Source organism: Aquabacterium sp. A3 (assembly GCF_038069945.1).
In the GTDB taxonomy this organism is placed as follows: Bacteria; Pseudomonadota; Gammaproteobacteria; order Burkholderiales; family Burkholderiaceae_C; genus Aquabacterium.
Map to the genome: position 1 here is coordinate 238363 of NZ_JBBPEV010000001.1, position 19594 is coordinate 257956.

The window sequence follows — 19594 nt, forward strand, 5'->3', positions numbered from 1 at the left end:
CGCAGCGCCGGCCGCGCTGGTGGTGGGCGAGCGCGCCAAACCCGTGGTGGCGCCCTCGGTGCCTTCGCGTCACCTGGATGTGTTCCCCAACCCCGCGCCCGAGCGCGACTACGTGATCCAGTTCCAGGTGCCCGAGTTCACCTGCTTTTGTCCGCTGACCAAGCAGCCTGACTTCGCGCACTTCACCATCGACTGCATCGCCGACAAGCTCTGCGTCGAGCTCAAGAGCCTCAAGATGTACATGTGGAGCTACCGCAACGAGGGTGCCTTCCACGAAAAAGTCACCAACGACATCCTGAGCGACATCGTCAAGGCCATCCAGCCGCGGTACCTGCGCATCACGGCCAAGTGGTATGTGCGTGGCGGCATCTACACCAACGTGGTGGTCGAGCACCGCAAAAAGGGCTGGAAGCCGGCACCGAAAGTGGATCTGCCCCAACACCAGGCTGAAACAGGTTTGCTGGGCTGACGCCCAGACTCAACACACCGGTTCCGTCGGCTTGCCGCCCATCTCTGGCCACTGTCATGACCTTGCTGAACTGGCTGGAGACCATCGTGATGGGCGGGATCTTGGGCACGGCGTTGTTGTTTCGGCCATGGTTGCCCTTGCGTCACGGCCCCCTGCAAAGCCCGTGGCTGGCCGCCCTGGCCATCCTGCCCCTGGCATGGTGGACGCAACACCTCTTGCCCAGTGGGTTTGGGCTGCACCTGTCGGGTGCCTGCCTCGCCGTGCTCATGTTCGGATGGCCGCTGGCCATGTGGACGATGGCCCTGGTCGCCCTGGTGGCCGACACGGTGGCCATCGGCAGCCTGCCAGCGTGGACTTCATGGGTGAGCCACACCGTCTGGATGGGACTGCTGCCAGGCACGCTGGGCCTGGGGCTGGGTTTGATGATTCGCCGATGGCTGCCTCACCACCTGTTTGTCTACATCCTGGGGCGGGGCTTCATCAGCACAGCCCTGGCGGTCAGTCTCATGGGCGTGCTGGCGTGGTGGCTGGGACGCCAGCCTGACACCTTGTCCACGGAAGAGTGGCTGCTTGGGCACTGGCTGCTGGGTTGGGGCGAGGCCATCAGCACCGGCATGCTCACGTCCATTTTTGTGGCGTTCAAGCCTGAATGGCTCCTGACCTACTCGGACGCGCGGTACCTCCCGCCGCCAGAGCGGCCCTCGCCCCACTGACCCCCTCCAATCATGGGAAGCCTGGGCGACATTGACGCTCAGGTTACGCGCTGGCGCGCCGATACAGACCCAAAGCGCCACAAACACCCATGCAAACACCTGACTGGCTTGTGCCATTGAGCGACCTGATCCTGGGACGCCCACCCCGTGTGAGGCGGCACGTGCTGTTCGTGCTGGTCACCCTGCAGCTGTACCTGGTCTGCCTCGGGGTGGTGTGGCATGCCACCAACCTGGGGGTGCTGGACACCGGCTTTGCCAAGACCTTGAGCGTCGCCTCCTGTGGCATGTTCCTGGTGTTTTACGCCCTGGTTCGCAGTGGTCTGACGCAGTCCTTGCCTGACCCCGTGCTCACCTTGCCGCACGCGGTGCTGTCCATCACCATGTGCGTGGGCGCCTACACGATGATGGGTGACACCCGCGGCGATGTTCTGATCCTGATCGCGCAAGCCATCGTGATTTCCATGTTCAGGCTTCAACCCGTCCAGGTGCTGGGCCTGGGCTTGTACACCGTGGCCATCTTTTTGGCAGCCGTGGTGGGGCTGAGCATGTACGACGTGCAGCAATACCCCTGGCAAAAAGGCCTCACGCACTTTGTGGTGGGTGGCGCCACGCTGCTGACGCTGTCGCTCATCGCCAAGTGGGTCAGTGACATCCGCATTCGCATTGGTGATCAAGCCAAAGAGTTGTCGACCACCGTGACCACGCTGCGTCAGATGGCCACCCAGGACATGCTCACCGGACTCATGAACCGGCGCGTGATGATCGACGCCCTGGAGGCTGAATTGAAGCTCATGGAGCGTCAGGGCCACACCGTGACCCTGGCCCTGATTGACCTGGACCACTTCAAACTCATCAACGATCAACATGGCCACCACGTTGGCGATGAAGTGCTCAAGACATTTGCGCGGATCACCGAGGTGAACCTGCGCGAGGTTGACCGCATGGCGCGTTGGGGCGGCGAGGAGTTTTTATGTCTGCTGCCGCGCGTGAACGCTGAAGAAACCTTGTCGGCCATGGACCGCCTGAGACAGGCGCTTCAGCAGACGCGCATTCCTGCGCACGCCGACCTGCGTGTGACCTTCTCGGCGGGCATTGCCCAAGCGCGCTCAGGCGAAACCATGGACCAATGGATTGAGCGGGCAGATCGGGCCTTGTACCAAGCCAAACATCAGGGGCGGAACCGATGCTTGATCTGCCAGGAGCCCATGTCTGGGGCGAACTCGACGACGCCGATGACGACGACGATGCAGGGGAGCCCCGCATGAGCGCCAGACGGTGGCAACGCAATCAGTCTGACCCCATCGTCGACGCCATGGGGCGCCTGACCACGTTCGTGTTCGGGCCAGACCGGGCCACCCGTGCGCGCACCGCAGCCATTCTCTTGTGCGCGCTGATGTATGTCGTGTGCTGCTCGGCCGCCTTCCAGGCCGCCGACATCGGGGTGATGCGTGCCGAGGCGCCCTTGGTGCTGCTGTGGACCACCCTGCCCGCCTACGGGGTTTTTTACGGCTTGGTGCGCAGTGGCCGAAGCAAGCGGCTGAAAGACCCCACGCTGATGATGCCCCAGACCATCTTCGCATTGATGGCCATCGCCTACGCCTACACAGCCGTCGGCCCTGCAGATCGAGGCATCGTGTTGGTGCTGGTGGCCCTGGTGATGGTGTTTGGCATGTACACCCACACACCACGCCAATCTGTGATCATGGGCGTGGCGGCCATGCTGGTGATCGGCATCACGATGGGCGTGCTGGCCCAATGGGATCCGGTGTACTACCCTCCGGTGCTGGAGCTGTTGAGGTTTGAGCTGATGATGGGCACCTTGCCGGCCTTGATCTACTCGGCCTATCAGATTTCTTCGTGGCGCAACCGGGTGGCCGAGCAGCGCCGCGCCCTGCGAGAAGCCCTGGAACAGGTCGAGCAGTTGGCCATCCGAGACGGATTGACCGGACTGCACAACCGACGCCACATGCAAGACCGGCTGGAACACTGCGTCAAGCGGTTCGAGCGCTATGGTGAGGCCTTCACCGTGGTGTTGATCGATCTGGACCACTTCAAGCGGATCAATGACACCCATGGGCACAAGGTGGGTGATCAGGTGCTCCAGTCGTTTGCTTCGGCGGCCCAACTGGTGTTGCGAGAGACCGACTGCCTGAGCCGCTGGGGTGGTGAAGAGTTCTTGTTCCTGTTGCCAGCCACCCACGCGCACAAAGCTGGCGTGGCGGTGGAGCGGCTGCGTGAATCCTTGAAAACCTGCACGATCAGCCTCAGCGTGCCTGACCTGCGCTTGACCTTTTCTGCCGGCATCGCCGTCCATGATGTGCCGATGCCCCTGCACCGCACACTGGAGCGGGCCGATCAGGCGCTGTATGCGGCCAAACAGGGCGGCAGAAACCGCAGCGAATTGGCCTTGCCCCCACAAACCGACGCCATCACCCTGGTTCGCGCCCCCGGATGATCCGGAGGGATTTGGCCGTGTGAGATGGCGTCGCAGGGCGATAATTGCAGGATGAATCCACTGTTGACACGTCTGCAGCCGTACCCCTTCGAGCGGCTGAAAAAACTGCTGGCTGGCGTCCAGCCCAACGCTGCGTATCCGGCCATCAGCCTGGGCATCGGTGAACCCAAGCACCCCACGCCAGTGTTCATCAAACAAGCGCTGACCGACGCGCTGGACGGTCTGGCCAGTTACCCCGCCACGGCCGGTGACCCCGCTTTGCGCAAAGCCTGCGCAGCCTGGGTGCAGCGCCGTTACGGCCTGACGCTGGATGCCAACACCCAGATCCTGCCGGTCAACGGCTCGCGAGAGGCCTTGTTTTCGCTGGCGCAGTCGGTCATCGACCCCCACCAGCATGCCGAGGCGGGAGGACCCGCCGTGGTCAGCCCCAATCCCTTTTATCAGATCTACGAGGGTGCTGCCCTGCTGGCGGGCGCGCGCATCGTGTTCGCCAACTCCGACCCGGCGCGCAACTTTGCCGCTGATTGGTCCAGCATCCCCGAATCGGTGTGGGCCACCACCCAACTGCTGTTTGTGTGCTCGCCTGGCAACCCCACGGGTGCCGTGATGCCCCTGAGCGAATGGCAGCGACTGTTCGACTTGAGCGACCGCCATGGCTTCGTCATCGCGTCGGACGAGTGCTACAGCGAGATTTACTTCCGCGAGGGGCCCGACGCCGCCCCCCTGGGCGGCCTGCAAGCTGCGGCACAACTGGGTCGGCATGATTTCCGAAACCTGATCGCGCTGACCAGCCTGTCCAAGCGGTCCAACGTGCCCGGCCTGCGCTCGGGCTTCGTGATGGGCGATGCCGCCATCCTCAAGGACTTTTTGCTCTACCGCACCTATCACGGCAGCGCCATGAGCCCGGCCGTGCAACAGGCCAGCATCGCGGCCTGGAACGACGAAGACCACGTGGTCGAAAACCGCCGCTTGTACCGCGAGAAGTTCGAACGCGTCACGCCCATCCTGTCTGCTGTGATGAACGTTGGTTTGCCCGACGCAGGCTTTTACCTCTGGGCCCAGGTGCCGGAAAACTTGGGTGGAGGCAGCGACGAATGGTTCGCCCGCGAGTTGTTGGCTCAATACAATGTCACTGTCTTGCCCGGCAGTTACCTCGCCCGAGAGGCGCAGGGGTGGAACCCGGGTGCTGGTCGCGTCCGCATGGCCCTGGTGGCTGGCGTGGACGAATGCATTGAGGCTGCCGAACGCATCCGCCAGTTCATCACCGAGCGTGCGTGAGCATTCAGGCCGCCCTACCCTTTCATTGATCAAGAGAACACCATGACCCAAGCTCTGCAAACCATCATCGACAACGCCTGGGAACAGCGCACCAGCCTGTCTGCCGCCAGTGCCCCCGCCGAAGTGCGTGACGCCGTCAACCACATCATCGATGCGCTGGACACGGGCAAGCTGCGCGTGGCCGAGAAGATCAACGGCCAGTGGGAAACCCACCAGTGGGTCAAGAAGGCCGTGCTGCTGAGCTTTCGCCTCAACGACAACGTGCCCATGGGTGACGGCCCTCTGCAGTTCTACGACAAGGTGCCCACCAAGTACGCCGGCATGAGCGCCGCTCAACTGGCAGACACCGGGGTGCGCGTGGTGCCGCCGGCCGTGGCGCGCCGCGGTTCGTTCCAGGCCCGCAATGTGATCCTGATGCCTTCTTATGTGAACATTGGCGCCTACGTGGACGAAGGCACCATGGTCGACACCTGGGCCACCGTGGGTTCGTGCGCCCAGATCGGCAAGAATGTTCACCTCTCGGGTGGTGTGGGCATCGGCGGCGTGCTGGAACCCCTGCAGGCCAACCCCACCATCATCGAAGACAACTGCTTCATTGGTGCGCGCTCCGAGGTCGTGGAAGGCGTGATCGTCGAAGAAAACTCGGTCATCTCCATGGGCGTGTACATCGGCCAGTCCACCAAGATCTATGACCGCGCCACGGGCGAGGTGTCGTATGGCCGCATCCCGGCAGGGTCGGTGGTGGTGTCGGGCAACCTGCCCTCGGCCGATGGCAAGTACTCGCTGTACTGCGCCGTGATCGTCAAGCGCGTGGATGCCCAGACGCGCTCCAAGACCAGCATCAACGACCTGCTGCGCGGCGCCTGAGTGCCCACGCACAGGCGCAAGCCAGCGACGTGTCCCCAACCCTGAACCGGGAGATTCTTGATGAGCGGTGGCGGTAACCTGGAGCGCATCCTGCGCCTCATGGCCGAGAAAAAGGCCTCGGACGTGTTCCTCTCGGCGCGCACGCCCATCCTCATCAAGATCAGCGGGCAGATCCTGGCCCTGACCGATCAGCCGCTGACGCCCTCACAACCGCGTCAGTTGCTGTCGGAGATGGTCACCCCCACGCAGATGGAAGAGCTGGACGACACCGGCGAACTCAATCTGGGCATCACCATCCCTGGCACGGGCATTTACCGTCTCAGCGCCTTCAAGCAACGCGGCTCGGTGGCTGCGGTGTTTCGGTACATCCCGTCTGACATCCCTCCGCTGGAGACGCTCAATGTGCCCCCGGTCCTGAGCGACCTGATTCTTCAAAAGCGGGGACTGATCCTGGTGGTGGGTGCCACCGGCGCCGGTAAAAGCACCACCCTGGCGGCGATGCTGGAGCACCGCAACCAGCGCATGACGGGCCACATCCTCACCATCGAGGACCCGCTGGAATTCCTGTTCTCCAACAAGAAGTCCATCGTCAACCAGCGTGAGGTGGGGCGCGATACGCAAAGCCTCCAAGTGGGCCTGAAAAACGCGCTGCGCCAGGCCCCCGACTGCATTCTGATTGGCGAAATCCGCGACCGCGAGACGATGACGGCCGCCCTGTCGTACGCCTTGTCGGGACACCTGGTGCTGTCCACGCTGCACGCCAACAACAGCTACCACGCGCTGGGTCGGATCCTGTCGTTCTACACCCCTGAAGCCCGTCCGGCATTGCTGAGCGATCTGGCCTCCGGACTGAAGGCCATCGTGTCTCAACGCCTGCTCAAGTCCGTCACCGGAGGCCGAATCCCGGCCGTGGAAGTGCTGCTCAACACCCAACTGGTGTCCGAGTTGATTGAAAAGGGCGACTTCAACGGCATCAAGGAAGCCATGGAGAAGTCCCTGGCCGAAGGCTCTCAAACTTACGAGGCCGACATCGCCCGCCTGATCACCGAAGGCTTGGTGTCGCGCGACGAAGGCCTGGTCAACGCCGACTCGCCCACGAACCTGATGTGGCGCATGCAAAACGACAGTGGCACCCGATCCAAGCTGCTCGCCAAGACGGAGGAGGTTGAAGATGGCCCCTCATTCACCGACATCACGCTGGATGTGAACCCACAAGACCAAGGTGGCTTTGGCCGCTGATTGCACACGCCAACGTACATGACCGACACCTTGCGCCTCACAGAGGCTTTGATGGCCCAGTCGTCTGTCACGCCCGCAGACGCGGGTTGTCAGGCCATGCTGATTGATCGACTCAAACCCCTGGGCTTTGAATGCCACACGCTGGTCTTTGGGCCCTCCACGGCACCAGTGACCAACCTGTGGGCCATCAAGCGCGGCCGCGACGCCGCAGCACCGGTGCTGGCCTTCGCTGGCCACACCGACGTCGTGCCCACCGGCCCGCTCGATCAATGGACCTCTCCGCCCTTCGTGCCTACCCACCGCGATGGCCTGCTCTATGGGCGCGGCGCCGCCGACATGAAAACCTCGCTGGCGGCCATGGTCGTGGCCACCGAGGCCTTTGTGGCCCGCCATCCCGATCACGCCGGCAGCATCGCCTATCTCATCACCAGCGACGAAGAAGGTCCGTCTGTTGACGGCACCGTCAAGGTGTGCGAGTGGTTGCAGCAGCAAGGCCAGCGCCTGGACGCCTGCATCGTGGGCGAGCCCACCTCGGTCAAACAAGTGGGCGACATGATCAAGAACGGCCGGCGCGGCTCGTTATCAGGCAAGTTGCGTGTCAAGGGCGTGCAGGGCCACATCGCCTACCCGCACCTGGCCCAAAACCCCATCCACCTGCTCGCGCCCGCCTTGGCAGAGCTGGTCACCATCACCTGGGACCAGGGCAACGACCACTTCCCACCCACCACCTGGCAGTGCTCCAACATCCACGCGGGCACGGGCGCCAACAACGTCATCCCGGGTGAGGTGGTGGTCGACTTCAACTTCCGCTTCTCGACCGAGTCCACGCCCGAATCGCTGCAGCAGCGGCTTGAAGGCGTGCTGCGCCAGCATGGCCTGGACTTCCACATCGACTGGACGCTGGGCGGCCGCCCTTTCCTGACCCGCAAGGGCCCGCTGGTCGACGCCATTTCGGCGGCCATTCAGCAGGTCACGGGTGTCACCACCGAGTTGTCCACCACGGGCGGCACGTCCGACGGGCGATTCATCGCCCAGATCTGCCCGCAGGTGGTCGAGTTCGGCCCGGTGAACGCCAGCATCCACAAGATCGACGAGCACGTGCGTGTCGCCGACATCGAGCCCCTGAAAGACATCTACCTCGGCACCCTGGAAAGGCTGCTGGCGTGACCCTCATCGAACTGATCGAGCAGGCCGCAGCGCGCCTGGATGCCGCACAGGTCGGCTACGGCCACGGCACCACCAATGCCTTTGATGAAGCCGCCTGGCTGGTGATGTGGCGCCTGGGCCTGCCCATTGATGCCCTCGACGAACACGAGCAACGTGCTGTCAGCACCGGCGAGCTGGAGCAGGCCCAAGCCCTGATCGACGAACGCATCGCCAGCCGCAAGCCCGCGGCCTACCTCACCCAGCAGGCCTGGCTGCAAGGCGTGCCCTTCTACGTGGACGAGCGTGCCATCGTGCCGCGCTCCTTCATCGCCGAGGTGCTGGCCGATGGCAGCATCGACGCCTGGCTTGGCGAGCACACCCGCCGCGTGCTCGATTTGTGCACGGGCAATGGCAGCCTGGCCGTGCTCGCGGCCATGGCCTACCCTGATGTCATCGTTGATGGCGCAGACCTCAGCCCCGACGCGCTGGCCGTGGCCCGCATCAACGTCGATCAGCACGGCCTGCAAGACCGCATCACCCTGCTTCAAAGCGATGGGCTGAGCAGCGTCAACGGCCCTTACGACCTGATCTTGTGCAACCCGCCCTACGTCAATGCCGACTCGATGTCGAAGCTGCCAGCCGAGTACCGCGCCGAGCCCGAGATGGCCCTGGCGTCGGGCGATGACGGCATGGACTTCACGCGCGCCCTGTTCGCCTCGCTGCGCGCGCATCCCGATCGCTACATGAGCGAAGACGCCGTGCTGGTGCTGGAGATCGGCAACGAGCGCCCGAACTTCGAGCGCGCCTTCCCCGATCTGGCCGTGATCTGGCTCCCCACGTCAGCGGGCGATGACCCATTGCTGCTCATCACCCGCGACGCCTTGCTGCTGGCAGATTGACCGTCCGCCTGCAAAGCACCCCATGATCCAACTTAAAAACGTTTCCCTGCTGCGGGGCACGAAGCCCGTGCTCGACGGCGCCAGCGCCACCCTGCACCCCGGCGAGAAGGTGGGCCTGATCGGCCGCAATGGCGCGGGCAAATCCTCGCTGTTCTCGCTGTTGGCTGGCCGCCTGCACCCCGACGCTGGCGACGTCGAGATTCCGCCGAGCTGGTTGCAGCCGGGCGGCATGGCCGAGGTCGCGCAGAACATGCCTGAGACCGACGAGCCCGCCACCGAGTTCGTGCTGCAAGGCGACACCCGCCTGATGGCCGCCCGCCAGGCCTTGGCGCAGGCCGAGGCCGCCAACGACGGCCACGCCATCGCCGAAGCCCACATGGCCCTGGCCGATGCCGGCGACTTTGACGCCCCCGCGCGCGCTCAAGCCCTGATGCTGGGCCTGGGCTTCCAGCTTGAACAGACCACCGCCCCGGTCAACAGTTTCTCGGGTGGCTGGCGCATGCGCCTTCAACTCGCCCGTGCGCTGATGTGCCCTGCGCAGCTGCTGCTGCTCGACGAACCCACCAACCACCTGGACTTGGACGCCCTGGTCTGGCTGGAGAGCTGGCTGCAGCGCTATGAGGGTACGTTGATCATCATCAGCCACGACCGAGAGTTCCTCGATGCCATCACCAAGGTCACGCTGCACCTGGATGAAGGCAAGCTCACACGGTACACCGGCGGCTACACGGCCTTCGAGGCCATGCGCGCCGAACGCATGAGCCAACACCAGGCCGCCTACGACAAGCAGCAAGACCGCATCGCCCACCTGCAGAAGTTCATCGACCGGTTCAAGGCCAAAGCCACCAAGGCCCGTCAGGCGCAAAGCCGTGTCAAGGCCCTGGAGCGCATGGAAAAGCTCGCGCCTGTGCTCACGGCCAGCGACTTCGAATTCAGCTTCCCCGAGCCTGCCAGCCTGCCCAACCCCATGCTGGTGATGAAAGACCTGCACTGCGGCTACCTGGGCTCCGATGGAGCCGAGCCCACCACCATCGTGCGCGGCGTCAACCGCTCGGTGCTGCCCGGGCAGCGCATCGGCATCCTGGGCGCCAATGGCCAAGGCAAATCCACGCTGGTGAAAACACTGGCGCACATGCTGCCGGCCATCGCAGGGGCGGTCACCGAGGGCAAGGGCCTGAGCATTGGCTACTTTGCACAGCAAGAGCTGGATGTGCTGCGGTCTGATGAAGGGCCATTGGCCCACATGCTGCGCTTGGCCAAAGAGGTCTCGCCCCACGCCCGTGAACAAGAGCTTCGCGATTTTCTGGGCCGCTTCCGCTTCACGGGCGACATGGTTGCGCAGCCCGTGGGGCAGTTCAGTGGTGGCGAAAAAGCCCGCCTGGTGCTGGCCTTGGTGGTGTGGCAGCGCCCCAACTTGCTGCTGCTCGATGAGCCCACCAACCACCTGGATCTCACCACCCGCGAAGCGCTCAGCATTGCACTGAACGAATTCGAAGGCACGGTGATGCTGGTCAGCCACGATCGCGCCTTGCTGCGCGAAGTGTGCGACGAGTTCTGGCTGGTCACCCGCGGTGGCGTGAGCACCTTTGACGGCGACCTGGACGACTACCAACGATGGCTGCAGGAACAGGCGCGTGATGTGGCCTTGGCCGCCAAATTGCAGCGCCAACCCTCCGCCACCGGATCCGTGCAGGTCACGCCCGGCGATGCACCGGCTGCGCGTCGAGAAGATCGCAAGGCGGCCGCTCAAGCCCGACAACGCCTGGCCGAGCAGGCCAAACCACTGAAGGCCGAACTCAAAGTGGTCGAAGAGCGGATGGCTGCCGCGCAGGCCGAAGCCAGCGGCATCAACGAGCGACTGGGGCTGCTCGATGTCCCCCCTTCCGAGCGGGCAGAACTTGGCAAGCGCCTCAAGGCCTTGCAGGAGGCCGAGGAGGCTCTGGAGACCCGTTGGCTGGAACTGACCGACGAGCTGGACCGCCTGGCCTGAACGTCGGCGCGACCGGCTTGATCGGCGCCTGCAGACAGCCAAACCCGTAGCACATCCGGATCCCTCGGTCACAACACGGGCCATTCGATTGCGTGCAAACTGATCGACCACTCACCAACGGAGCTCAAGATGACATTGCAACAAGTGGTCTACACCGCCCATGCCACCGCCACCGGAGGTCGCGATGGCCGGGCTGTCTCGTCCGACAAGAAGCTGGATGTCGCCCTGGCCAGGCCCACAGAAATGGGCGGCAACGGACAGGGCACCAACCCTGAGCAGCTCTTCGCTGCAGGTTATGCCGCGTGCTTCCTGGGTGCCATGGGCTTTGTGGCCGCACAAGACAAGAAACTGCTGCCTGCCGGCACCTCCATCGAATCGGAAGTCGGCATTGGCCCGATCCCCGGCGGATTTGGCATCCAGGTCACGCTGAACATCTCGCTGCCCGGCATGGCCCGCGATGCCGCGCAGGCCCTGGTCGATGCAGCGCATCAGGTCTGCCCCTACTCGAACGCCACCCGTGGCAACATCGACGTCACACTCAACATCCGCTGAATGACGCAAGTCCCTGATAAAAAAGGGATTTCCAAGGTTGACTCTGACCGCATGACCGCTTAATCTGCCGGCCATGCGATCGGTTCAGCAGCGCGCGGCGTCCAACACGCCCAACACGCCCGGAACACCGTCATGCGATCACCCTCAACCCAGGTGGGTTGGGTGTCTGGGTGTGGTGCTGATGGTGTGCGCTTCGCATGCCAGCGCCGAGCCAACGGTCGCCGCACCGCAGGGGGTGGCCACGCCGGTGGCGTCCACATCGCGCCCATCGCCTCAAGCGCTGCTTGAAGGGGCCGACTGGGTGCCCACCCCGGCCAAGACCGCTGCAACCACGCCGCCCGCCCCGCCCCAGCCCAGCGAAGACCCGGTCTTGCGGTTGCTGGTAGACCGAGGCCTGATGCCACCTCCAGCCCAGGCCACGTCGCTGGCCGGCCAGGTGAAAGACCGGGCGTCTGACCTGGCCGCGGACATGGTCATCGCCGCCATGGAGTTTCTGGGGGTGCCGTACCGCCTGGGGGGCAACAGCGCCGAAGAAGGCTTTGATTGCAGCGGCTTCACACGCCACGTGTTCGAAAACAGCCTGGGACTGATCCTGCCTCGTCGAGCCAGTGAGCAGGCGCACGCCCCCGGCCTGGTGCCGGTGGCCCGTCACGATCTCAAACCCGGTGACCTGGTGTTTTTCAACACCTTGCGTCGCACGTTCTCCCACGTCGGCATCTACATCGGTGACGACAAATTCATTCATGCGCCCAGGTCTGGTGCCAAGGTTCGCATCGAAGACATGCGCTTGAATTATTGGCGCCAACGATTTGATGGCGCCCGACGCGCCACGCCCGACACCCTGTCGCAGCGGGACGCCACGGCGCCCACCCCCTGAGACCCTCCTGAGACCTTCCTCAGCGCAATGACCACGATTCACGTCACAATCTGCACGTGAGTTCTTCGTCCGCATCGCCTTCCCGCGTCACCTCCGCTCGCGTCGTCCCGGTTCTGCCCGACGGCGTTGGTTCGACCGTGGTGGCGCGAACCCCATGGCCCGAGCCAGCCATGCCGCCCCTGAGCGGCCCGTTGCACGACCGGCTCGGGCGCCCGCTGCGCGATCTGCGCATTTCCGTGACCGATCGGTGCAACTTCAGGTGTGGTTACTGCATGCCGCGCGAAGCGTTTGGGCACGACCACGCCTTTTTGCCGCAACGGTCCTTGCTCACATTTGAAGAAATTCGGCGGGTCGCGGGCATCTTCGTCAAGCTGGGGGTCACCAAGATACGCCTGACTGGCGGTGAGCCACTCTTGCGTCGCGGTCTCGACACGCTGATTCGCGAGCTGGCCACGCTGCGCACGCCGGAGGGTGCCCCCGTCGAACTGGCCATGACCACCAACGGTGTGTTGCTGGAGCGCATGGCCGATCGCCTGCGTGAGGCGGGCTTGCACCGGGTGACTGTCAGCCTGGATGCGCTGGATCCCGCACGCTTTCAGGCCATGGCGGACACCGATGTCGACGTCAAACAGGTCCTGCGCGGCATCGACGCCGCCATGGACGCCGGCCTGGGCCCGGTCAAAGTGAACATGGTGGTGCAAAAAGGGCGCAATGACGACCAGATCCTGCCCATGGTCCGCTACTTTCGGCACCGGCCAGTGACACTGCGCTTCATCGAGTACATGGATGTGGGTCAGACCAACGGCTGGAACCTGCGAGAGGTGCTGAGCTGGCAAGACATCCATGCCCTGATCCACCAGGCCCACCCCCTGGAGCCGTTGGACCGACACGACCCGGCTGCCACCGCCCTGCGCTGGCGCTTTGCCGATGGTCACGGCGAGCTGGGATTCATTGCCAGCGTCACTCAGGCGTTCTGTGGTGATTGCACGCGCCTGCGCCTGTCCACAGAGGGCATGCTTTACACCTGCCTGTTTGCACACCGGGGATACGATCTGCGGGCGCTGGTGCGTGAGCAGGCGCTTCCTGATGAGGCGGTGGCTGCACACCTGAGCGGATTGTGGCGAGCCCGCCAGGACCGGTACTCCGAGCTTCGACACCAGCATGTGCCTGCACACCACGCGCCCGCTGCCCCTACAAGCTCGACCGGCTCGCGCATTGAAATGAGCTACATCGGTGGCTGATCCACTGGACCACGTCAGCGCCTGGCTGCTGGCAGGCGGTGAAGGCCGCCGAATGGGGGGGCGCGACAAAGGCTTGGTGATGCATCAAGGGCGCCCGCTGGCGGAATGGGTGGCCAGGCACATGAGTGCGCAAGCCCACAGCGTCAACATCATCGCCAACAGGCATCAGACCGAATACGAGTCCATCCTCGACCGCGCGACCACCGCAGGGCCAGCCCTTCCAGGGCGTGTGTTGCCAGACGACGCCGATCTGCCGCCCCAAAGTGGCCCGATGGCGGGCGTGCTCACCGCGCTCCGGCATGCTGACACTCCCTGGCTGTGGCTGAACCCCTGCGACACCCCTGCCCTGCCCGACAAGCTGTTGGAAGCGCTGGCGCAGGTGGCGCGGCAACAGCAACTGGACGCGGTGGTGGCCGCGACGTCAGAGAACCCCTCCGAATGGCGTCAACATTGGTTGTGCTGCTTGATCAGCAAGCGGGTTTGCCCGCACACTGAGGCCGCTTTTGTGAAAGGCGAACGGAAAATCGGACAGTGGATGCAATCCCTGCGCTGGCAAGCCGTATGCTTTCCCGAAGCGCAGGCTTTCATGAACATCAACACGCCGGAGACAACCCATGGTCGAGACTGACTCGTCAGTTCGAATCGCCAGGCTCGGCCCTTCCGATCTGAGTGCGTACAAACGGCTTCGTGACGAAGCGCTGCGCCTTTACCCGGACGCCTTTGATGCCGACCTGGAAAGTGAGCAGGCCCGCCCCCCCGAGAGTTACCTTGGGCGCCTCGGGCTCACCGAGACCTTGGGCGGCACGTTTTTGCTGGGCGCCTGGAGCGGCGCCGAGTTGGTGGGCATGGTGGGCCTGGAGCGCCAGGCCTTGCAAAAATTGAGGCACAGCGCCGAGCTCAACTCCATGATGGTGCGCCCCAGCCACACCGGGCGGGGCATCGGCATCCAGTTGGTGCAGGCGGCCGTGGCTCAAGCCAGGCAGGCGTTGGGCCTGGAGGTGCTGACACTGCGGGTGAGCACCTCGAGTCCATCCGCCATTCGTCTGTACGAGCGTGCAGGTTTTCAGGGTTGTGGCGTGGTTCCCCACGCGATCAAGCTGATCGATGGCCCTGGCCGCAGTCGCTACTTTGACAAACTGACCATGGTCTTGGTGCTGTAAGCCCGGTGGGCCATCCCTGCGGGCTCAACGTGCCTGCTCGGCTCCCCGATTGGCCAGGGCGTCGGCACGCTCGTTACCGGGGTCGCCAGCGTGCCCCTTCACCCAACGCCAGGTGACCTGGTGGGCGGCGGCCAGGGTCTCAAGCCGCTGCCACAAGTCGACGTTTTTGACGGGCTTGTTGTCGGCGGTCTTCCACCCGCGCCGCTTCCACGAGGCCAGCCACTCCGTGATGCCCTTGCGCACGTATTCGCTGTCGGTGTAGATGGTGATGTCGCAGGGGCGCTTGAGCGAAGCCAGCCCCTCGATGACCGCGGTCAACTCCATGCGGTTGTTGGTGGTCTGCGGTTCGCCGCCACACATTTCTTTCTGGTGGGCGCCGCTGCTCATCCACACCCCCCATCCACCGCGCCCCGGGTTGCCCTTGCAGGCGCCGTCGGTGTACATCACCACCGCGGGCATCGTCTTGTCCGTCATCTGATCCTTTGTTGAGCCCGCGCGGCATCTGCCGACGGACTGAAATGTCCTCGCTGTGTCACCACCGCCGCCTTGGGCGAGGTCTGCGCGCGACGGTGCCGCACCTTGCCCACCAGTCGCATGGCCCGGGTGCGCTTGACCGCCACCACAAAATACACGGCCCCAAAGACAGGCCACCAGCGATCGCCGGCATGCTCCATCCACTGCAGTCGATCCCAGGTGCGCGCACGGGACACCATCGGACGGTAACAGCCGAAAAACCCGGACTCTACCTCCAGATCCAGCAAACGCAACCAGTCCCTGAGACGCCAGTAAGCGATGAAGTCGCCCTGTGGCAACACCCCTTGATGAGCCAAACCAAGGTGGCTCATGCGCTGCCTCAGGCCCCACAGCGAGGCGGGGTTGAAGCCCGCGATCACCACGCGGCCCTCGGGCATCAGCACCCGCTCAACCTCGCGCAGGGTGTCGTGCGGATCGTGGGCCAGTTCGAGCGCGTGAGGCAATACCACCAGGTCGAGCGACTGGCTTGGGAAGGGCAAGGCCTCAAACTCGCAGCGCAACCCCAGCGGAACCTCGCCCGATTCCTGGCCCATCATGCCGGGCGCCGGGGCCCACCCCGCGTAACTGGCGTCCAACGCCATCCATCGGTGAGGCATCCGGTTGGCGCGCAGCGCATCCAGTTCAGGCAAACCCAATTGAAGCGCGTGAAAACCAAACAGATCCGCCACCAGCCGATCCATCTGCGCCTGTTCCCAGTCCAGCAGCGCCTGCCCAGGCGGCAGCGCCAGCCAGGGGTGCAACTCTATAATGGGGGCTGCCTGGGTCATGAATCAACTGCTTGCTCTACCCGCCTTCACGGACAACTATGTCTGGCTGATCCACAACGGATGCGATGCACTCGTGGTGGATCCAGGAGATGCCGCCTCCGTGCAGCGCACACTGGCGGCGCTGGGACTGCGACTGACCGACATTCTAGTGACACACCATCACGCTGATCATGTGGGCGGACTGAGTGCGTGGTCACCCGACACCGTGGCCATCCACGGCGCCATCGACCCCAAGGTACCCCAGATCAGTCATCCGCATCATGACGGTGACGTTTTTGAATGGCGCGGCATGCCCATCCACGTGTTGAGCACGCCAGGTCACACGCAGGTGCACCTGAGCTACTTTCTTCCCCGGGGTCTGGGTGCAGACAACCCTGATCCGATCGTGTTCGTTGGCGATACACTGTTCAGCGCAGGCTGCGGCAGGGTATTTGACGGCACCGCCGAAGCCTTGCACCAGAGCCTGCAGACGCTGGCGCAGTTACCCGACGCGACTCGGGTGTGCGCCGCACACGAATACACCCTGGCCAACCTGCGGTTTGCGCAGGCGGTCGAACCTGACAATCCAGACGTCGAAGGGCATCTTCGGCACTGCGAATGGCTGCGATCGAACGGACAAGCCACCCTGCCCAGCACCATGGGGCTGGAGCGGCGCATCAATCCGTTTTTGCGCGTGGACGTGCCCGCTGTGAAGGCGGCGGCCACCAGCCATGGGGCAGCCACCGATGCCGCCCCTGATGTCTTTGTGGCGCTGCGCGCCTGGAAAAACCAGTTTTGATGACACTCCATCTCCAGTCTCTGCGCCGACTCGCGCTGTGTGCCTCCGTGGCGGTCGTGTCCGTGTGGACGAGCGGCTGCAGCACCTTCACCCCCTTTGCCAGCAGCACAGGCCAACAGGCCCAGACCAAAGCGCCCGTCTTGAGCACGGCCAAGGCGGTGCTGTCGCGGCCTGACACCCGGCCAGAGTCATCCCTGGGGCTCAAAGTGGAATTGAGCCCTCCGGCGGCGATTGCACGTGAGTCACTCAGCCTGCCCGCCGAACCTGTGGTCGAGGCCCACCCCATTGACCCGCTCAATCCTGGCAGCGTGGTCAACCTGGACGACGACCGCGCCCGAGAGGACCTTTGGCAGCGTATTCGTGGCGGTTTTCAGCTGCCCGAACTGGAGTCTGAACTGGTTGATCAGCACGTGCAGTGGTACGCCGCCCGGCCTGAATACGTGACCCGCATGACCCAGCGGGCCAACCGCTACCTCTATCACATCGTGGAAGAGGTCGAGCGTCGCGGCCTGCCGGCCGAGCTCGCCTTGCTGCCTTTCATTGAAAGCGCGTTCAATCCACAGGCGCTGTCGTCAGCGCGCGCATCCGGCATCTGGCAGTTCATGCCCGCCACCGGCAAGCACTTTGACTTGCGCCAGAACCTCTTCAGAGACGATCGACGGGATGTCCTGGCATCCACCGATGCCGCCCTGTCTTATCTGCAGCGACTGCACCGCATGTTTGGCGACTGGCACCTGGCGCTGGCGGCCTACAACTGGGGCGAAGGCAACGTCCAGCGCGCCATCCGCCGCAACGCGCAACAAGGCTTGCCAACCGACTACCTCAGCTTGAACATGCCTGCAGAAACCAGGCACTATGTGCCCAAGCTGCATGCCGTCAGGCGCCTGGTGGCTTCGCCAGAGTCTCATCAGGTGACCCTGGCCCCCATCGAGAACCACCCCTACTTTCTCAGTGTGCCCATCGAACGAGACATCGATGTGGCCCTGGCGGCCGAGCTGGCTGGTCTGTCGATGAACGACTTCCGGGCATTGAACCCGTCGATGAACAAGCCCGTCATCCTGGCTGCCGGCACCCCGCAGATCCTGCTGCCCTACGAAAACGCGAGCCTGTTCTCCAAAAACCTGCGCACACACCAGGGCCCGCTGGCCAGCTGGACAGCATGGCAGGTTAGGCGCACCATGCGCCCGGCCGATGCGGCCAAGCAGGTGGGCATGAGTGAGCGTGAACTGCGCGAGGTCAACCGCATTCCCCCGCGGATGCTGGTCAAGGCCGGCTCGACGCTGCTGGTGCCGCGCGGTAAAGAGCACGATCGCGACGTCTCGGAGCGCCTGGCCGATTCGGCCATGATCGCGCTGGCGCCTGACGGCCCGAGCACCAAGCGCCGCGTTGTGCGCGCCCGAGCCAAGGACAGCGTGAAGTCCATCGCCCGACGCTATGGCGTGCCGGCCAGCCAGGTGGCGCAGTGGAACAAGGTGGGCACCAGAGCCAGCTTTGCCAAGGGTCATCGCGTGGTGCTGTACCTGCCCGTCAGCAAGCGAAACCTGGCTGCCGAGTCTGGCAAGGTTCGCAAGGTGGCCAAGAGCTCACGCAGCGCCAAGTCGTCAACGAAGATGGCTCGAAAGAGCGGCAAACAATCCAAGGTCAGGGTGGCCAGCGCACGCTGAGCCCCCCATCGCAGGCGCTCTCAGCGCCTGTCGAGCATGGCGTGTGCGATGGTGCTGAGGTCCACGTATTCCAGCTCGCTGCCCACGGGCACGCCGCGCGCCAGACGCGTGACCTTCAAGCCTCGGGCCTGCAAGGCCTCAGTGAGTGCCAGGGCCGTCATGTCACCCTCGGCGGTGAAGCTGGTGGCCAAGATGACTTCTCGCACGGCGGTGTCGTCCACCCGCTGCAGCAGCTTGGACCACCCGATGTCGCGCACGCCGCGGCCATCCAGTGGGCTCAGGCGCCCCAGCAGCACAAAGTACTGCCCTCGGTAGCTGCCAGTGCGCTCCAGCGCCGCGAGGTCGGCCGGCGTCTCCACCACGCAAAGCTGGTCTTGCTCACGCGTGTCGTCCTGGCAAATCAGACACAAGGGTTCGCTGCTGAACGTATGGCAGCGTTCGCAATGCCGTACATCGCTCATGGCCGACGCCAGGGCTTCAGCCAGGCGCAAACCTGCCTGCCGATCGTGTTGAAGCAGGTGATAAGCCATGCGCTGGGCCGACTTCTGGCCAACGCCGGGCAGACAGCGCAAGGCCTCGATCAGCGCGTCCAGCGATGAGTCGTGCATCGATCGTCAGAACGGAAACTTCATGCCGGGCGGCAAGGGCATGCCGGCCGTCAGCTTGGACATGCGCTCTTGCGAAGTGGCCTCGGCACGGCGAACGGCGTCATTGAAGGCGGCAGCAACCAGGTCTTCCAGCATGTCCTTGTCATCAGCCAGCAGCGACGGGTCGATCGTCACGCGCTTGACATCGTTCTTGCACGTCATGACCACCTTGACCAGGCCAGCGCCAGATTGACCTTCAACCTCAACCGAGGCCAGCTCATCCTGGGCCTTCTTCAGGTTGTCTTGCATCTGCTGGGCCTGTTTCATCAGGCCGGCCAATTGTCCTTTGAGCATCGGGATTCCTTTCAATCACAAACC

Annotated in this window: 21 protein-coding genes; 17 read left to right on the forward strand and 4 right to left on the reverse strand. The window is 64.1% G+C overall.

Going from position 1 to position 19594, the window contains the following annotated elements; all coding sequences use genetic code 11:
- The first annotated feature begins 46 nt into the window (after nucleotides 1–46).
- From queF to WNB94_RS01070, 15 genes are all read left to right on the forward strand, one after another.
- Nucleotides 47–469: a preQ(1) synthase gene (gene queF / locus WNB94_RS01000; protein WP_341389900.1), complete on the forward strand. Its 423-nt coding sequence runs from the start codon at nucleotides 47–49 to the stop codon at nucleotides 467–469.
- A gap of 56 nt (nucleotides 470–525) precedes the next feature.
- Nucleotides 526–1182, forward strand: coding sequence for an energy-coupling factor ABC transporter permease (locus tag WNB94_RS01005; RefSeq protein ID WP_341387774.1), 657 nt, complete (start codon nucleotides 526–528; stop codon nucleotides 1180–1182).
- Nucleotides 1183–1271: 89 nt separating this feature from the next.
- On the forward strand, nucleotides 1272–2447 hold the full coding sequence (locus WNB94_RS01010; RefSeq protein ID WP_341387775.1) for a GGDEF domain-containing protein: 1176 nt from the start codon (nucleotides 1272–1274) through the stop codon (nucleotides 2445–2447).
- Nucleotides 2366–3637, forward strand: coding sequence for a GGDEF domain-containing protein (locus tag WNB94_RS01015; RefSeq protein ID WP_341387776.1), 1272 nt, complete (start codon nucleotides 2366–2368; stop codon nucleotides 3635–3637). Before WNB94_RS01010 ends, WNB94_RS01015 begins: the two co-directional genes overlap by 82 nt.
- A gap of 51 nt (nucleotides 3638–3688) precedes the next feature.
- On the forward strand, nucleotides 3689–4915 hold the full coding sequence (dapC, locus tag WNB94_RS01020; RefSeq protein ID WP_341387778.1) for a succinyldiaminopimelate transaminase: 1227 nt from the start codon (nucleotides 3689–3691) through the stop codon (nucleotides 4913–4915).
- Nucleotides 4916–4957: 42 nt separating this feature from the next.
- Nucleotides 4958–5782, forward strand: coding sequence for a 2,3,4,5-tetrahydropyridine-2,6-dicarboxylate N-succinyltransferase (dapD, locus tag WNB94_RS01025; protein WP_341387779.1), 825 nt, complete (start codon nucleotides 4958–4960; stop codon nucleotides 5780–5782).
- 60 nt (nucleotides 5783–5842) lie between these two features.
- On the forward strand, nucleotides 5843–7021 hold the full coding sequence (locus WNB94_RS01030) for a PilT/PilU family type 4a pilus ATPase (RefSeq protein ID WP_341387781.1): 1179 nt from the start codon (nucleotides 5843–5845) through the stop codon (nucleotides 7019–7021).
- A gap of 18 nt (nucleotides 7022–7039) precedes the next feature.
- Nucleotides 7040–8188 (forward strand): succinyl-diaminopimelate desuccinylase, encoded by a 1149-nt coding sequence (gene dapE / locus WNB94_RS01035; RefSeq protein ID WP_341387783.1) that lies wholly within the window; start codon nucleotides 7040–7042, stop codon nucleotides 8186–8188.
- Entirely contained in the window at nucleotides 8185–9066 is an 882-nt protein-coding gene (prmB, locus tag WNB94_RS01040) for a 50S ribosomal protein L3 N(5)-glutamine methyltransferase (RefSeq protein WP_341387784.1), read from the forward strand. Before dapE ends, prmB begins: the two co-directional genes overlap by 4 nt.
- A 22-nt stretch (nucleotides 9067–9088) precedes the next feature.
- Nucleotides 9089–11056: an ABC-F family ATP-binding cassette domain-containing protein gene (locus tag WNB94_RS01045; protein ID WP_341387786.1), complete on the forward strand. Its 1968-nt coding sequence runs from the start codon at nucleotides 9089–9091 to the stop codon at nucleotides 11054–11056.
- A 129-nt stretch (nucleotides 11057–11185) separates the two neighbouring features.
- Nucleotides 11186–11608 carry an organic hydroperoxide resistance protein gene (locus tag WNB94_RS01050; RefSeq protein ID WP_341387788.1) on the forward strand — a complete coding sequence of 141 codons (423 nt, stop codon included), beginning with the start codon at nucleotides 11186–11188 and terminating at the stop codon, nucleotides 11606–11608.
- Between the two features lie 73 nt (nucleotides 11609–11681).
- Nucleotides 11682–12485, forward strand: a complete 804-nt coding sequence (locus WNB94_RS01055; protein ID WP_341387790.1) for a C40 family peptidase — start codon at nucleotides 11682–11684, stop codon at nucleotides 12483–12485.
- Nucleotides 12486–12655: 170 nt separating this feature from the next.
- On the forward strand, nucleotides 12656–13726 hold the full coding sequence (gene moaA / locus WNB94_RS01060; protein ID WP_341387791.1) for a GTP 3',8-cyclase MoaA: 1071 nt from the start codon (nucleotides 12656–12658) through the stop codon (nucleotides 13724–13726).
- The gene (mobA, locus tag WNB94_RS01065; RefSeq protein ID WP_341387793.1) at nucleotides 13719–14354 is read left to right on the forward strand and encodes a molybdenum cofactor guanylyltransferase MobA; all 636 of its coding nucleotides are present in this window, start codon (nucleotides 13719–13721) and stop codon (nucleotides 14352–14354) included. The genes moaA and mobA overlap by 8 nt, the downstream gene beginning before the upstream one ends.
- A complete protein-coding gene (locus WNB94_RS01070) occupies nucleotides 14341–14886 on the forward strand; it encodes a GNAT family N-acetyltransferase (RefSeq protein ID WP_341387794.1) in 546 nt (181 codons plus the stop codon). Before mobA ends, WNB94_RS01070 begins: the two co-directional genes overlap by 14 nt.
- Nucleotides 14887–14910: 24 nt before the next feature.
- On the opposite strand, the gene rnhA is transcribed toward WNB94_RS01070, so the two are convergent.
- Nucleotides 14911–15360 (reverse strand): ribonuclease HI, encoded by a 450-nt coding sequence (gene rnhA, locus WNB94_RS01075; protein WP_445819009.1) that lies wholly within the window; start codon nucleotides 15358–15360, stop codon nucleotides 14911–14913.
- A complete protein-coding gene (locus WNB94_RS01080) occupies nucleotides 15357–16187 on the reverse strand; it encodes a class I SAM-dependent methyltransferase (RefSeq protein WP_341387796.1) in 831 nt (276 codons plus the stop codon). The genes rnhA and WNB94_RS01080 overlap by 4 nt, the downstream gene beginning before the upstream one ends.
- Between WNB94_RS01080 and gloB the strand changes: the two genes are divergently transcribed.
- Both gloB and WNB94_RS01090 read left to right on the forward strand, forming a co-directional pair.
- Nucleotides 16186–16965, forward strand: a complete 780-nt coding sequence (gloB, locus tag WNB94_RS01085) for a hydroxyacylglutathione hydrolase (protein ID WP_341387797.1) — start codon at nucleotides 16186–16188, stop codon at nucleotides 16963–16965. The genes WNB94_RS01080 and gloB overlap by 2 nt on opposite strands.
- Nucleotides 16965–18629 (forward strand): transglycosylase SLT domain-containing protein, encoded by a 1665-nt coding sequence (locus WNB94_RS01090; RefSeq protein ID WP_341387802.1) that lies wholly within the window; start codon nucleotides 16965–16967, stop codon nucleotides 18627–18629. The genes gloB and WNB94_RS01090 overlap by 1 nt, the downstream gene beginning before the upstream one ends.
- Before the next feature lie 20 nt (nucleotides 18630–18649).
- On the opposite strand, the gene recR is transcribed toward WNB94_RS01090, so the two are convergent.
- Both recR and WNB94_RS01100 read right to left on the reverse strand, forming a co-directional pair.
- Nucleotides 18650–19237 (reverse strand): recombination mediator RecR, encoded by a 588-nt coding sequence (gene recR / locus WNB94_RS01095; RefSeq protein ID WP_341387803.1) that lies wholly within the window; start codon nucleotides 19235–19237, stop codon nucleotides 18650–18652.
- A 6-nt stretch (nucleotides 19238–19243) separates the two neighbouring features.
- Complete coding sequence (locus WNB94_RS01100; protein ID WP_341387805.1) at nucleotides 19244–19570, reverse strand: YbaB/EbfC family nucleoid-associated protein; 327 nt, start codon at nucleotides 19568–19570, stop codon at nucleotides 19244–19246.
- Nucleotides 19571–19594 lie beyond the last annotated feature (24 nt).